The organism is Shewanella litoralis, assembly GCF_009828585.1.
GTDB classification, from domain to species: Bacteria; Pseudomonadota; Gammaproteobacteria; order Enterobacterales; family Shewanellaceae; genus Shewanella; species Shewanella litoralis.
Genome location: NZ_WSRZ01000015.1, coordinates 71114 through 85358, shown reverse-complemented (window position 1 = coordinate 85358; position 14245 = coordinate 71114). Strand labels below are relative to the sequence as shown.

Annotated in this window: 13 protein-coding genes; 11 read left to right on the top strand and 2 right to left on the bottom strand. The window is 43.6% G+C overall.

Annotation, left to right across the window (positions count from 1 at the left end):
* The first annotated feature begins 18 nt into the window (after positions 1-18).
* The 7 genes from zipA to GQA99_RS13120 all read left to right on the top strand — a co-directional run bounded on the left by zipA (position 19) and on the right by GQA99_RS13120 (position 6661).
* Positions 19-1089 carry a cell division protein ZipA gene (gene zipA, locus GQA99_RS13150; RefSeq protein WP_160054340.1) on the top strand — a complete coding sequence of 357 codons (1071 nt, stop codon included), beginning with the start codon at positions 19-21 and terminating at the stop codon, positions 1087-1089.
* 137 nt (positions 1090-1226) lie between these two features.
* A complete protein-coding gene (ligA, locus tag GQA99_RS13145; protein WP_373291434.1) occupies positions 1227-3242 on the top strand; it encodes an NAD-dependent DNA ligase LigA in 2016 nt (671 codons plus the stop codon).
* 50 nt (positions 3243-3292) lie between these two features.
* Positions 3293-3811: a DUF2919 domain-containing protein gene (locus GQA99_RS13140; protein ID WP_160054338.1), complete on the top strand. Its 519-nt coding sequence runs from the start codon at positions 3293-3295 to the stop codon at positions 3809-3811.
* Positions 3812-3950: 139 nt separating this feature from the next.
* The gene (locus tag GQA99_RS13135; RefSeq protein ID WP_160054337.1) at positions 3951-5150 is read left to right on the top strand and encodes an HD-GYP domain-containing protein; all 1200 of its coding nucleotides are present in this window, start codon (positions 3951-3953) and stop codon (positions 5148-5150) included.
* Positions 5151-5166: 16 nt separating this feature from the next.
* Complete coding sequence (locus GQA99_RS13130; protein ID WP_160054336.1) at positions 5167-5973, top strand: Rossmann-fold NAD(P)-binding domain-containing protein; 807 nt, start codon at positions 5167-5169, stop codon at positions 5971-5973.
* Positions 5974-6023: 50 nt separating this feature from the next.
* On the top strand, positions 6024-6257 hold the full coding sequence (locus GQA99_RS13125) for an RNA-binding S4 domain-containing protein (protein ID WP_160054335.1): 234 nt from the start codon (positions 6024-6026) through the stop codon (positions 6255-6257).
* 11 nt (positions 6258-6268) lie between these two features.
* A complete protein-coding gene (locus tag GQA99_RS13120) occupies positions 6269-6661 on the top strand; it encodes a ribonuclease E inhibitor RraB (RefSeq protein ID WP_160054334.1) in 393 nt (130 codons plus the stop codon).
* 95 nt (positions 6662-6756) lie between these two features.
* Here the strand turns inward: GQA99_RS13120 and GQA99_RS13115 are convergent, their stop codons facing one another.
* Positions 6757-6954 carry a hypothetical protein gene (locus GQA99_RS13115; protein WP_160054333.1) on the bottom strand — a complete coding sequence of 66 codons (198 nt, stop codon included), beginning with the start codon at positions 6952-6954 and terminating at the stop codon, positions 6757-6759.
* Positions 6955-7048: 94 nt separating this feature from the next.
* On the opposite strand from GQA99_RS13115, the gene GQA99_RS13110 reads away from it, so the two are divergent.
* Entirely contained in the window at positions 7049-7255 is a 207-nt protein-coding gene (locus tag GQA99_RS13110) for a hypothetical protein (RefSeq protein WP_160054332.1), read from the top strand.
* Positions 7256-7374: 119 nt separating this feature from the next.
* Here GQA99_RS13110 and GQA99_RS13105 read toward each other — a convergent pair whose 3' ends face one another.
* Positions 7375-8052 (bottom strand): SDR family NAD(P)-dependent oxidoreductase, encoded by a 678-nt coding sequence (locus GQA99_RS13105; RefSeq protein WP_160054331.1) that lies wholly within the window; start codon positions 8050-8052, stop codon positions 7375-7377.
* Between the two features lie 183 nt (positions 8053-8235).
* Between GQA99_RS13105 and GQA99_RS13100 the strand changes: the two genes are divergently transcribed.
* The 3 genes from GQA99_RS13100 to GQA99_RS13090 all read left to right on the top strand — a co-directional run bounded on the left by GQA99_RS13100 (position 8236) and on the right by GQA99_RS13090 (position 14100).
* Entirely contained in the window at positions 8236-8997 is a 762-nt protein-coding gene (locus GQA99_RS13100) for a TSUP family transporter (protein ID WP_160054330.1), read from the top strand.
* 64 nt (positions 8998-9061) lie between these two features.
* Positions 9062-10405, top strand: coding sequence for an exonuclease subunit SbcD (sbcD, locus tag GQA99_RS13095; RefSeq protein ID WP_160054329.1), 1344 nt, complete (start codon positions 9062-9064; stop codon positions 10403-10405).
* Positions 10402-14100, top strand: coding sequence for an AAA family ATPase (locus GQA99_RS13090; RefSeq protein ID WP_160054328.1), 3699 nt, complete (start codon positions 10402-10404; stop codon positions 14098-14100). The genes sbcD and GQA99_RS13090 overlap by 4 nt, the downstream gene beginning before the upstream one ends.
* Positions 14101-14245 lie beyond the last annotated feature (145 nt).

The window sequence follows — 14245 nt, the reverse complement described above, 5'->3', positions numbered from 1 at the left end:
TGAAAGACAGGGATACTAATGAAAGATCTGCAATTGGTGTTTTTTATATTAGGCGCAATCGCAATTATTGCGGTGTTAGCGCACGGTTTTTGGTCAATTAGAAAACAACAACCTAAATCAATGAAGCAAAGTCCGATGGCCGGATTTTACAAAAACCAAGCTCAACGTCGTGACACTGATGGTTTCGATGCCGATGGTATTGGTAAAGTGCGGGTGCGCAAAGCTGATGAAGTAGAAGAGATAGTCAATAAGCCTATCCTTAAAACTAACTTGAGCCAAAAACCGCTTAATTCATCACAAATGACTCAAAGTAACACTCCATTACAGGATGCGTTACGCCAACCAGAGCCTGTAGTAAAACAACCCGTTCAGCCAACGTTGAATGTTGAAAATGATACGCCAACACCAGCATCTCATAGCTTGGCACAAAGTGTAAGTTCAGCCATGAGCTTACCGAAAAAGATTTTTAATACCTCAACCAGTACAGCAAAATTAGAAAGCTATACGGGTAAACCATTACCAACAAAAACTGAGCCGCTGAAAACTGCTCCGATTCAAGCTGAGCCCACTAAGCCGTCTATTCAACCTGAGGTACAGCAAGCAGCGCCAGCTCCTCGCGTTGAGCCACAGCCTGAACAGATAAAAGCTCAGCCTAAAGCGGTTGCAGCAGATGAGCCGATTGAACCTACCGATGTATTAGTGCTGCACATTGTGGCAAAGCCGGGTGAGCAAATACACGGTGCAGAACTATTGCCTAGTCTGTTGTCACTTAACTTTAAGTTTGGCGACATGGATATCTTCCATCGTCATATCGACAATGCAGGTACCGGTAAGGTGTTATTTTCATTAGCCAACATGTTAAAGCCCGGTGTATTTGACCCTGACAACATGGAGCAATTTGTCACCCAGGGAGTGGTGTTATTTATGACATTACCCGCTTTTGGCGACCCATTAATGAACTTCACCATTATGCTTAACTCGGCTTACCAAATAGCTGCTGATCTCGATGCAGAATTACTTGATGGCCAACGTCAGCCCTGGTCTGATGCGATTAAAAAAGACTATATAAGACGTGTTCACGCTGCGTAAGAAGACACTCAATATAGTATTGAACATTACCGCTTTAAGGCCGCAGCAGCGGCCTTAATTGTTTTATTCCCATCGGCAATAGCGGTCTATGTTATTTGATGAAAATTTAAGTTAACCCTTGTATGACGGATACCCAAATGCACGCAATTCAAACCGAAATGGATCAACTGACTCAGACCATCAATCAGCACAATATTCGCTATTACGTTGATGATGCTCCCTCGATCCCCGACGCTGAATACGACAGATTAATGCAACGTTTGATCACGCTTGAACGTGAATATCCGCAATTAACCTTGCCAGACTCGCCTAGCCAACGAGTGGGCGGTGTAGCACTGCAAAAATTTGCGCAAATCACCCATTTAAAACCCATGCTAAGTTTAGATAATGCCTTTGAACAAAGCGATTTCGACGCTTTTAATAAACGTATTACCGATAAAGTCGACCAGGTTGACTATGTTTGCGAACCTAAACTAGATGGCTTAGCGGTATCGATTACCTATCGAAACGGTATGCTTGAACGTGCCGCTACTCGAGGCGATGGTTTAATTGGTGAAGATATTACCGAAAACGTGCGTACTATTCGTTCTATCCCATTAAAACTACGTGGCGAAGGCTTTCCTGAATTAGTCGAAGTGCGCGGCGAAGTGTTTATGCCAAAAGCTGCATTTGAGGCGCTCAATCAACGCCAAATGAGCAAAGGTGATAAAGTGTTTGTTAATCCACGCAATGCTGCTGCGGGCAGTTTGCGCCAATTAGACAGTAAAATCACCGCGTCTCGAGCACTAGGGTTTTATGCTTATGCTCTGGGCGTTGTTGAAGGTGAATCGCAGAAAATGCAAATGACTCACTTTGGCCAGTTAACCCAGCTTAAACAGTGGGGCTTACCGATGAGCTCAGAAGTGAAAGTTTGTGACAGTGTTGAAAAAGTCTTTGTCTATTATCAGGATATTATGACTCGTCGTAGTCAGCTTGGTTATGAAATCGACGGCGTCGTCATTAAGGTTAATGACATCACAAAGCAACAGTCATTAGGGTTTGTTGCTAAAGCACCGCGTTGGGCAATTGCCTATAAATTCCCTGCACAAGAAGAAATGACCTTGCTTGAATCAGTTGATTTTCAAGTAGGTCGAACAGGCGCTGTGACACCGGTTGCACGGTTAAAACCGGTGTTTGTCGGTGGCGTAACCGTGTCAAATGCAACATTACACAACGCAGATGAAATTGCCCGTCTTGGGGTCAAAATTGGCGACACTGTCATTATTCGCCGCGCGGGTGATGTTATCCCACAAATTGTCGCCATTGTTGCAGAACAGCGACCCGATGATGCCAAAGAGATTGTGTTTCCGCTGCATTGCCCAGTGTGCCAGAGTGTGGTTGAACGTTTAGAAGGTGAAGCGGTTGCGCGTTGCAGTGGCGGTTTATTCTGTGAAGCGCAGCGCAAAGAAGCCATCAAACATTTTGCATCGCGTAAAGCGCTTAATATTGATGGCATGGGCGATAAGATTGTTGAGCAACTGATTGATAAAGAACTTGTCAAAACCCCTGCAGATTTATTTTCGCTCACCGCATCGGCCATCACCATGCTTGATCGCATGGCCATGAAATCGGCCACTAACATTGTTGCCGCCATTAAAGAAGCCAAAACCACCACACTGGCGAGATTTTTATACAGTTTGGGTATTCGTGAGGTTGGTGAGGCCACCGCGGCAAACTTAGCGCAACATTTTGCTGACTTTGAACGCATACGCAGCGCGAGTGTCGAGCAGCTACTAGAAGTGAGCGATGTTGGCGCTATCGTGGCAAAACACATCAACCAATTTTTTGCGCAACCGCATAACATTGAAGTCATAGAACAACTGCTCGGCGCAGGTATTACCTGGCCAGCAATAAAACAAGCTGACGAGTCGCAATTAAGCCTTAAAGGTCAAACGTGGGTATTAACAGGCACGCTAACGCAACTTAACCGCAATGATGCTAAAGCACAACTACAAGCTTTGGGAGCGAAAGTGGCCGGCAGTGTGTCTAAAAATACCGATTGCGTAGTGGCAGGAGAGGCGGCAGGTTCAAAATTGGCGAAAGCGCAGGAACTAGGTGTTAAAGTGATTGATGAGCAAGGTTTATTAGACTTGCTCAACGCAGCAATTCGTTGATGCACAATGATCACTGTATTAATGTCTTTGGCCGCCGATAAGAGTCTACTGTGAATTTTAGTCATATAACCTGGCTCGATGAGCGCGGCCATATTAAGCCGCCATTATTTTTGTATTTAATTTTGGTCTTTTTAGCACGAGGTTGGTGTATCTTTGTTGCGTCACTGACTCAATTTAATGACCGTTCGGCCCTGGTGCGCTTGTTTTACCCAGAAAAAAGCGATTTTATTTTGGCATTGATTGCCGGTGTCGGTGCAGTATTACTCTATGGATTAGTCATCGCTGAGCGTAAGCGTAGTTGGTTGCTGTTAAGACCCTTATTTAGTCGAAGTATTTGGTTATTATGGGCTTTACTCATTCTCGATGCGGTGTTTTTATTGCAACGAATCGTCCATGACGATTACTTATTTAAAGTGGGTTACTCGCTTGATGCACTTTTTTTATTTTGGTCGGTGATTTATGTACTAAAATCAAAGCGGTTGCATTATTACTTTGCAGATTGGACCTTAGAAGATAGTGATATGGCTAATGCATCGAAAACAGACACTCAGGCAAACAAACCGCTGTAATTGATCGTGTTACATTGACTGAAGTAATGCTGTAACGGCTTAATAATGAAATACATAACGAGATATCAAACGACAATGTTAGCGTAATAATGACATTATCACTCAAGCCCGAATAGGCGAATGTGAAAGGATCACGACTTTGGCTAAAGCAGAATTAACACAAATACCTGTTTCTCAAATGGTTATTGGCTTAACCGTGAAGCTGCCTTTGTCGTGGACCAGCCATCCTTTTTTCCGCAGTAAAGTAAAATTAGAACAGCAAGTGCAAATCGAGATGATAAAAGGTCTTGATGTAGATTTTGTTTATGTCATTGATGGCCATGACTTATTACCTGTTATCGAAGCCCCTATCGAAATAGAACAACCGCAAGAAGAACTCGTTCAAGAAGTGGATTACCGTCCACTGGCTAAAAAAAGTATGCGGCTAAGCCAACAACGTTTTGTTAAATCGGTTAATGACAGTCGCACAGTGTTTGGAAAAGTGGTGAGCGATCCTGAAGGCACTTATCGTGAAGCCGCCACCTTAGTTGAAGACTTAGTTGGGCATTTATACGAGAGTGAAACCCCGCACTTAACTCTGGTAGGCAGTGGCGATGCCGATAAAAGTGTTACACAGCATGGTATTTCTGTGGCGGTGCTTGCCATGATGATTGCCCATACTCTGCAGCTCTCAAAAACCGAAGTGCGCGATATTGCATTAGGCAGTTTATTTCACGATATTGGTAAGCTTAAAGTGCCAGAAGACATTAGACGCAAGCGCGGTGAGCTAACGGATGTCGAAGCTAACTTTCTCAAAAAACACCCTAATTTTGGCTTTGATATGCTAAAGCGAAGCGGGTTATTTCCTGATGCCATGCTCGATATTGTGCTGCACCACCATGAGTTTATTGATGGCAGCGGCTTTCCTGATGGCTTAAACGAAGCCAAATTGCTAATCACTACTCAAGTCGTGTCATTAGCCAATGATTATGAAACCTTATTGTCTAAATACCACACTCCGCAAATCGCGCTGGGGATATTATTTAAAAATCACAGCAGTAAACACAGTGATAAGTTGATTTCTGTATTGGTTAAAATATTAGGTATTTATCCACCGGGTACCATTGTGCGTTTAACGGATGATTCTATTGCCAAGGTCATGATGACCACCGCTGACGTTAAACAGCCGCATGTATGGTCTTGTGACACCAGTGGCGGCGAGCCCAGTTTTCGATTTTTAATTAGCGAAGATGTACAGGTTAAAGAAGTCATTAAGTTAGATGAATTATCGGAAGGCGCCGTTAAAACATTGCAAGCCAATAATTCAATTAGCTTTTATTTTAATCATTTTAATCACTAAAACCTCGCGAGAAACAATGAATACCATTACCCTAATTGGATGTGGCTGGTTTGGACTTCCTTTGGCAAAACACCTTATACAGCAGGGGTTTCAGGTTAAAGCATCAAAACGTCATGTTGATGATTTAGTCTCGTTGCCACAATTTGGCATTGAAGCCTACCAACTCGATTTAGCCAATATCACCCATGATGTAAAAGCCTTGTCATTATTTGATGCTGACGCCATTGTGATTAATATTCCTCCCGGGCTTCGCCGTGGAGAATCAGACTACATTACTTATTTAACAGAGCTAAAATCGCTAATAGGTACGAGGCAGTATCAAAAGGTGATTTTTATTAGCACTACCGGAGTTTACCCATCGCTTGACCAGACAGCCACTGAAGCCGATGCTTGCGCATTTAATGACACCAGTGCGACTTTATTACAGGCAGAGACAATGTTTGCTTCCATGGCCAACAGTTGTATTGTTCGATTCTCTGGCCTGATTGGGCCTAAGCGTCACCCAGGACGTTTCTTTGCCGGTAAATCTGATGTCAGTGGTGCGAATGTTGCGGTTAATTTAGTGCATCTTGAAGATTGTATCGCTGCTGTGAGCTTAATTTTATCAAAACAGGATACATTACCGATTTATAATCTTGCGGCGCCAATTCATCCTACTCGTGGTGAGTTTTATGTAAAAGCCGCTGAGCATCTTGGGCTAACCGCGCCAGAATTTAATCATCAATCACAACCGAGTAAAGTGATAGATGGCCAGTTAATTTGTCGTGATTTAGGTTATGTATATCGTCATCCAAATCCGCTCAAAATGCTTGATGCTTGCTAAACGAGCTTAGGCTATAATGGCCGGCATATTTTGAATAAAAGGCAATTATTGTGACGACTCAAACTCAAGCGTTTGCATTACTTCCAGGTGATGAATTCGTAGAACTGTACAAAGTATTAAAAGTACAAGGCTTAGTGAATGGCGGCGGCGATGCAAAGCACGTTATTACTGAAGGCCAGGTGACCGTAAACGGTGAAGTTGATACGCGTAAACGTAAAAAATGCGTTGTTGGCGATATTATTTCGTTTAACGGTGCAAACATTGAAATTGTTGCGGCTCAATAAAGGACAAATTTATGCAATTCCCAGATGATGATAACGGCCAAATGCTGGCTGCGATGGCAGACGCCGGTATTGATTTAACTCAGCCTCTTGAAGTGGACTTCTTCTTGGTATTTGACGATCAGCGTGATGCTGAATCGGCTATCGAAGCATTAAGCCAAACCGACATGAACGGTGAGCTAGAACTTAACTTTGACGAAGAAAGTACCAAGTGGGAAGTGATTGTCTGCCTACATATGGTGCCAGAGTATGATGCACTTGTTGCTAAAGAAACTGAGTTGAATACCTTTGCACAAGAGTTTGATGGTATTTCAGACGGTTGGGGTGTTATGCAACATCAACATGGCGACGATGAGTTTGCTGACGAAGATGATGATCACCAGTGTAGTGAGCATTGCCACCACTAAACCAGTTTAAGTTTATGGTGAGTTAAGCCGTTAATGCTGAGCATTCTCGGCTTTTTTATTGCCAAAAAAGTAAGGGTTGGCAATAATTCAACACGCTATTCTTTGATTTCTTCAACCACTTCTTTGGTTTCTCGGCCAATGGCTTTTACCGTGTCGCGTGTGCCGTGGCCAATGGCGGTAGTGACTTTCTTTGTTGTGTGACCTATTTCTCTGCCCGTTTGTTTTAATTCCGCGCATGCTGATAAGCACAACATAATACTCAACGGCAATATTAAGATGACTTTCTGTTGCATTGTAGTAACCTGTTAATCAGTGAATGTTAACCATATCATCAGCTTATTGAAAGAGAAGCCGCTCTATGATGAGCGAGTCAAATAAGGGAATATTATGGATGTTAATGCCACAAAAATAGGCCAAATTATCTTTGTACTCACAATAGTAGTGGTGTTTTTTACCTTAAAATTTGCCAAAGGTAAAACGACAAATTTACCCTTGATTGGTTTTTATGCCATTTTGCTCAATGTTATTTTTGCGCCAGCAGGTTGGATATATTGCTGGTACTGGTCAACAAAGCCACAGTTACCTAAAAAGTAACTTCTGCCAATATCGCAAACTATTATTGTGCAATATCAGCATGAGGTTAATATAGATACCCAAATAACCTGAAGATGCTCTGAAACACTAATCTCCAAGTTGATTAGGTATAAATGTCGTTAACCACGGTTAATGGTTAAATCAGATACATAGCCGTGCTGAGTTGCGACTAAAGCATTTTTCAGCATTATCGCTGCTTCATCGGCCGTCATAAAACTTGATGTGTCGATGTCTTTGCCGCTAGTCGACCAAAAGTCGGTTGCCATGCCGCCAGGATAAACCGCAATCAACTTCATTGGGCTACCTTTTAGCTCTAATCTCAATGATTCAACTAAACCTTTTACAGCCCATTTTACAGCGCAGTACGTTGACTCATTGGCTTTGCCCGCTTGTGCTGCAGTAGACATGACCACAACCACATTAACCTTATGATCACGATAACGGCTCACCAGTTCGCGTAAAACCAAAATACTTGAGGTTAGATTATTGCTAATGAGTTGCTCAATTGCTTGCGGGTTTTGTTGCTCAAGCGGGCCAAAGTAACCACTACCCGCGCAATGAATCACCGTGGTTGGCGGCGCAGATAACTGAGAAAACAATTGGCTAACCTCTTCAGCAACACATAAATCAGCAGCTTGAACCGAAATATTGGCTTGTTCGGCCGTGCTGAGCTTAGCCATAACCGCAGCCAACTTTTGTTCGCTACGACCGCTAATGAGCAATTGGCATGCGTCTGCTGCATATTGTTGGGTAAGGGCTGCACCTAGGCCACTGCTGGCGCCAGTAATCACAATCATAATAAACCTTATGGCAAATATTCACTAAGCTGGTCACTATACCAATGCAGTGCTAAACCGCAATCATGTAATGAGTTAAGCCAACGAGAATAAATTACCGGAACGCTTTGTATTTTGACGTTAAAAATTGTCTAATACTGCCTCGCTCATTGTCTTTTTGACTCGCTAATATCGAGAATCTTAATGTTTGAACTCACACTCCAACTTGCGCTTATTTTATTTGCTGTTGCTTTAATTGCGGGATTTATTGATTCAATCGCAGGTGGGGGCGGATTACTTACCATTCCCGCTTTAATGTGGGCGGGCTTACCTCCTGCAGCTGCGTTAGGTACTAATAAATTACAAGCCTGTGGTGGCAGTTTTTTTGCCAGTTTATACTTTGTCCGTAAAGGCATGGTTGATTTACGCAGCATAAAGTTGTCGCTGGCATGTGCTTTTGTGGGGGCTGCCATTGGTACCATTCTTGTGCAAATGATTGATGCAAAGCTCCTTGAGTTAGTCTTGCCATTTTTAATCTTAGCAATCGGCTGCTACTTTTTATTTTCTAAAAAAATCAGTGAAGATGACCGTCAGCAAGTGTTCACGCCCACTTTATTTGCTTTTACCGCCGCACTCGGTGTTGGTTTTTATGATGGTTTCTTTGGCCCAGGTACCGGCAGTTTTTTTGCTTTAGCCTTTGTATCACTCGCCGGTTTTGGACTTGCTAAAGCAACCGCTCACGCCAAACTATTAAACTTTGCCACCAATATTGCTTCACTTATTTTCTTCTTAATTGGCGGCCAAGTCGTCATCGTTTTAGGGTTAATTATGTTGGTAGGGCAATCTATTGGCGCAACACTGGGCTCACGTTTAGTGGTCACCAAAGGTGTTAAAATTATTAAGCCGCTGGTAGTGATTATGTCATTGGGCATGAGCATCAAGTTGTTATGGACGCAATATATGTAAGCGGTTGTAAGCGGTAAGCGTCAATCTATTTAACATAAGCAATACTTCAAATTAAAGGGATGCTATGCGCATTATTCACACATCTGATTGGCACCTAGGCCAATATTTTTACGGCAAAAGCCGCGCTGCAGAGCATCAAGCATTTATGCACTGGCTCCTTAGCCAAATTGAGCAGCATCAGGTCGATGCGCTGATTATTGCGGGTGATATTTTTGATACTGGCACACCACCAAGCTATGCCCGTGCGCTCTACAATCAATTTATTGTGCAAATTCAACAAAGCGGTTGTCAGCTGATTATTTTGGGGGGCAATCATGATTCAGTGTCGACCCTCAATGAGTCAAGGCACCTGTTAGCCTGCCTCAACACCACCGTTATCCCGGGAGCATTTGACAGCATAAGTGAGCATGTAATTCCACTTAAAAACCGTCAAGGTGAAGTGGGCGCTATCTTATGTGGGCTGCCTTTTTTAAGGCCGCGCGACATGGTGCTCAGTGAATCAGGAGAATCGTCTACTGATAAGCAGCGCAAGCTAGGTGACGCCATTAGTGATTTATATCAGCAGTGTTTTGAGCAAGCCTGCGCATTAAATGCAACGTTAGCAGCGCCGGTTGCGATAGTGGCAACTGGCCACTTAACCACAGTCGGTGCCAGTACATCTGAGTCGGTACGCGACATTTACATCGGCAGTTTAGACGCTTTTAACGCCTCACACTTTCCGCCAGCGGATTATATTGCCCTTGGCCATATTCATCGCCCACAAGTGGTGGCTAAGTCTGAACATATTCGTTATAGCGGTTCACCCATCCCTTTGAGTTTCGATGAGTTATCAAGCCAACATCAAGGCAATAAATCAGTGTTTTTAGTCGAATTTACTGAGGGCAAACTCCATTCTGTTACGCCTCTAATGGTGCCGCTGTTTCAGCCCATGCAAGTATTAAAAGGTGATTTGGCTAGTATTGAGCAGCAGTTATCAGTGTTTGATGACAAGCTTACTGGCGAGCAAACAACCTGGTTAAGCATTGAGATATCTCAGCAAGACTATTTATCTGATCTGCAATCGCGCATTGCCGAACTCACTCAAGATAAAGCCGTTGAGGTATTGCAGTTAAAACGTGCCCGTAGCCAACGTCAGCAACATATTAAACAACTTGATAATGAAACCTTATCTGAGCTTAGTGTCAGCCAGGTGTTTGCCCGTAGATTAGCTCAAGAACAATTTGAAACCGACGCACAACAGGCTCAGCTCAGTAGGATTAAGCAATGTTTTGAGCAAGTGGTCGCCGAGGTAGAGTCAGATCGTAATTCTCAGGAAACCGCCGCAAGCCATGTACTGCAAGAGTCTACTCACACATCCAAACTGACTGAGAAGACAATAGATAACGCGCAAGATGGTGAACAAGCATGAAGATTTTAAGCCTTCGTTTTAAAAACATTAATTCGCTTAAAAATGAGTGGAAAATTGATTTTACCCAATCTCCTTTTGCTGAAAATGGCTTATTTGCGATTACTGGCCCCACAGGTTCAGGTAAAACCACCATTTTAGATGCCATTTGTTTAGCGCTGTATCATCGCACACCGAGATTAAATAATATCTCTAAAACCACCAACGAGCTGATGACACGCGGCACGGCAGAATGTTTAGCTGAAGTCGAGTTTGAAGTGAAAGGTGTGGCTTATCGTGCTTTTTGGAGCCAACGCCGCTCGCGTGATAAAGCCGACGGTAATTTGCAAGATGCACAAGTTGAGTTGGCATTATTAAGCGACGGTAAAATCCTCGCCAGCCAAATTAAACGTAAAACCGAATTAGTCGAAGAAATCACTGGCCTTGATTTTGCCCGCTTTACTAAATCAATGATGCTCTCTCAAGGGCAATTTGCGGCGTTTTTAAATGCCGATGCCAATGATCGAGCCGAGTTATTAGAAGAGCTGACCGGCACCGAAATTTATGGCTTAATTTCGGCGCGAGTGCACCAGCACTTTAGTGAGGCTAAAACCAACTTAAAAGTGTTAGAGGTCAAATTAGGCAGCGTTGAACTATTAGATGACAATCAACGCGCGGCTCAGGAACTGCAAATACAACAACTTAATCAGGCATTAGACGCGCAGCAACAACAATTAACTCAATTAGCCGCGTATTTAACCTGGGCGGATAATGCCCAACAAACTCAAACAGCGTTAAGCAGCGCCAATGAGCAGCAACAGCAAGCGCTTGAACGCCAGCAACAGCATCACTCTGAACTGACACAATTGGCGCACAGTGAGCCCGCTCAGCTTATTGCTCCCTTGTTTGATCAACAACAAAAAGCACACCAAAAAGTCACGGCCTTGGCTATGCAAATCACTCAGCTTGATGAACAGGCGCAGTTGACCCAATCTGAGCTACAAACTCATCAGCAGCAACATGAACAACATCAGCAACAGCTTGAACACATTAGCCAAGCGCACAAAGCCTTATTGAGCTTGATTGATCAACAAGTATTGCCACTTGAGCAACAGATCCATCAGGTCAATTATCAGCTATCGCAAGTGACATCTAGTTTTAAGCAAACTCAGTCGCAACAACAAAAAGTGCAGCAACAACAGCAGCAATTATTAACCCAACAACAATCGTTTAGTGCTGATAAACAAAAGATTGAACAACAGCTTAATGCGCTGCCACAAGGTCAGGATGTTGCTAAAGCCTTCGGCGCGTGGCAATCGCAATATGCCCAGGTGCAGCAATTAACTGAGCAACTGACGCAGCTTGAACAGCAAGGCAAGCAAGATAAACTCAATACTGAGCAAACCCAGGCTTCTTTAAACCAATTGACCCCGCAAATCACTCAAGCTCAATTGGTATTAACTCAAGCAAACGTGCAGCAAGCAAACAGTCAGCAAGCTCTGGATAATGTATTAGCCGGTGAAGATGAGGCGCAAATCAGTGCGCAGTATCAACAGTGTGTTGATCAACAATCTGGGCGTTATCAACTGACTCAACTGTTTACTCAATTTGCCCGCTCGCAGCAGCAATGCCAGCAACTGAGTCAACAGTCGGCCCAGTTTGGCAGTGAGTTAAACGCTATCGCGCAATCATTAACAGCGTTTCGTACTCAGTGGAGTGATAAAAATCAGCAAGTTAAAGATGTGCAAACCTTATTGCTGCAAGAGCAACAAATCGCAAACTTAACCTTAGAGCGAGCTAAATTAAAAGCGGGCGAACCTTGTGCATTATGTGGTTCGACAGAGCATCCTTTAGTTGAGCGATACGAGGCGCTTAATGTATCTGCAACAGAGCTACGGGTGCAGCAATTACAAACCGAACTCGACACCATTAAAAACCAGGGTGAGCAGCTTAAAAACCAGCAAACTGCACTGCAAGTCAAATTGGATAACAGCACTGCACAGCTCACTCAAGCACAAACTGAATTGCACAGTATTGAGCAACAATGGCAGCAGCAAACTCATGCCTTGTCGGTGGGTTTATCTCTAGACACTCAACAGCAAGCAGCGTTAGATGAGTATATTGCCGCCGCAGAAGCTCAGCAGCAACAATTAGCTACCACGCTCACTCAGCTCAGCCAATGCCAAAAAAACTTGCATCAACATCAGCAGCAATGCATTCAAGCTGAGCAAGCGGTGAGTCAGCTAATTAATCAACAAGGTTTGCTAACACAGCAACTTGAAAGTGCCAAACACAGTACTGTGGCACAGCAGCAGCGAATTGACACCATAACTCAGCAACAAACAGACATGGTTAATCTGTTGTCTACGCAAATTACCGCCAGTGGGTTGAACGTGCCAACGCTTCAAGAAGCCCCGCAGTGGTTAGCGGCATTACAACAACAGTTAACGGATTGGACCAACGCGCAACAACTGGCCATAGACAACCAACAGCAATTAACCTTAACCCGCGAAAAAATCACCAGTAACCAGCAGCAGTTAACCGAGCTTAATGAACAGTTAACGTCGCAGCAGCAACAGGTTGAGCAAGTTCAAAGCCAACTTGAAAGCTTGCAAGCTAGGCGTCAAAGCCTGTTTGCAGACAAAGTGGTCGACGATGAAAAAAAATTAAGCCTACACGCTTTAGAGCAAGCTCAACAACAACTAGCACTAGCACTACAGCAGTTACAAGCGGCAGACAAAAAGTGCGCTGCGCTCCAGGTTCAGCAGCAAGGTGTGACTAATCAAAAAGCAGATGCAGAGCAAGAGTTACAACATCTGCAAACACAGTGGCAAGATGCGTTACAACACAGTCCATTTTTTGATGAGGCAGCATTTAATGCAGCGTTACTGACACCACAAGAACGTGAAAAACTACAACTGCTTAAGCAGCAACTCGATAATGATATCGTCAAAGCAAATACCTTGGTTGAGCAAGCTTTATCAAGGCAAACTGAGTTGACTCAAATTGGTGAGCAACATGATTATGATGCGAGTCAACATGAGGTTATTGCGAACAAGCACCAAACGCTTGACGTTGAGATGCAACAACACAAGCAAACACTGTGGCGCTTAACGCACGAGCTCGAACAAGATAAGAGTAAAAGAGCAGGGCAGCAACAACTGCTGATTGAACAGGCTAAAATGCAACAAGATTACGATGATTTAGCTTACTTACATTCGTTAATTGGTTCACAAAAAGGCGATAAGTTCCGCAAATTTGCCCAAGGGCTTACTTTGGACCATTTGGTTGCTTTAGCCAACCGCCAGTTAGATAGGTTACAAGGCCGATATTTATTAGAGCGCAAAGAGTCCGATGCATTAGAGCTACAAGTGCTCGACACATGGCAAGGCGATGCGGTACGCGACACCAGAACCTTATCGGGTGGCGAAAGCTTTTTAGTCAGCCTAGCCCTTGCCTTGGCACTGTCTGACCTTGTTAGTCATAAAACGAGCATTGACTCACTGTTTTTAGATGAAGGCTTTGGTACCTTGGACAGCCAAACGTTAGATACCGCATTAGATGCACTCGATAACTTAAATGCATCGGGCAAAATGATTGGTGTGATTAGCCATATCGAAGCGATGAAAGAGCGGATTAGCGTGCAGATAAAAGTGAATAAAATGAACGGGCTCGGCATTAGTAAATTACCGAATGAATTTGCCGTTACTGGAGTTTGATCTGCTTCAAGCTCCCGTGATTACTGCAATCGAGTTCAAACAAATTATTAAATAAATGTCATTTTATATTTGTAATATGATTTTTTTTTGATATAAAAGAGCGTTGATATGCAATTTGAGTGCAAAAGTTCGTGTTTTACGCAGT

Excerpts from the sequence above, each read along its gene's own strand:
- GQA99_RS13120 (WP_160054334.1), top strand. The coding sequence starts at position 6,269 with ATGCAATTCCCAGATGATGATAACGGCCAAATGCTGGCTGCGATGGCA.
- GQA99_RS13090 (WP_160054328.1), top strand. The coding sequence starts at position 10,402 with ATGAAGATTTTAAGCCTTCGTTTTAAAAACATTAATTCGCTTAAAAAT.
- GQA99_RS13115 (WP_160054333.1), bottom strand. The coding sequence starts at position 6,954 with ATGCAACAGAAAGTCATCTTAATATTGCCGTTGAGTATTATGTTGTGC.
- sbcD (WP_160054329.1), top strand. The coding sequence starts at position 9,062 with ATGCGCATTATTCACACATCTGATTGGCACCTAGGCCAATATTTTTAC.
- GQA99_RS13100 (WP_160054330.1), top strand. The coding sequence starts at position 8,236 with ATGTTTGAACTCACACTCCAACTTGCGCTTATTTTATTTGCTGTTGCT.
- GQA99_RS13110 (WP_160054332.1), top strand. The coding sequence starts at position 7,049 with ATGGATGTTAATGCCACAAAAATAGGCCAAATTATCTTTGTACTCACA.
- ligA (WP_373291434.1), top strand. The coding sequence starts at position 1,227 with ATGCACGCAATTCAAACCGAAATGGATCAACTGACTCAGACCATCAAT.
- zipA (WP_160054340.1), top strand. The coding sequence starts at position 19 with ATGAAAGATCTGCAATTGGTGTTTTTTATATTAGGCGCAATCGCAATT.
- GQA99_RS13130 (WP_160054336.1), top strand. The coding sequence starts at position 5,167 with ATGAATACCATTACCCTAATTGGATGTGGCTGGTTTGGACTTCCTTTG.
- GQA99_RS13105 (WP_160054331.1), bottom strand. The coding sequence starts at position 8,052 with ATGATTGTGATTACTGGCGCCAGCAGTGGCCTAGGTGCAGCCCTTACC.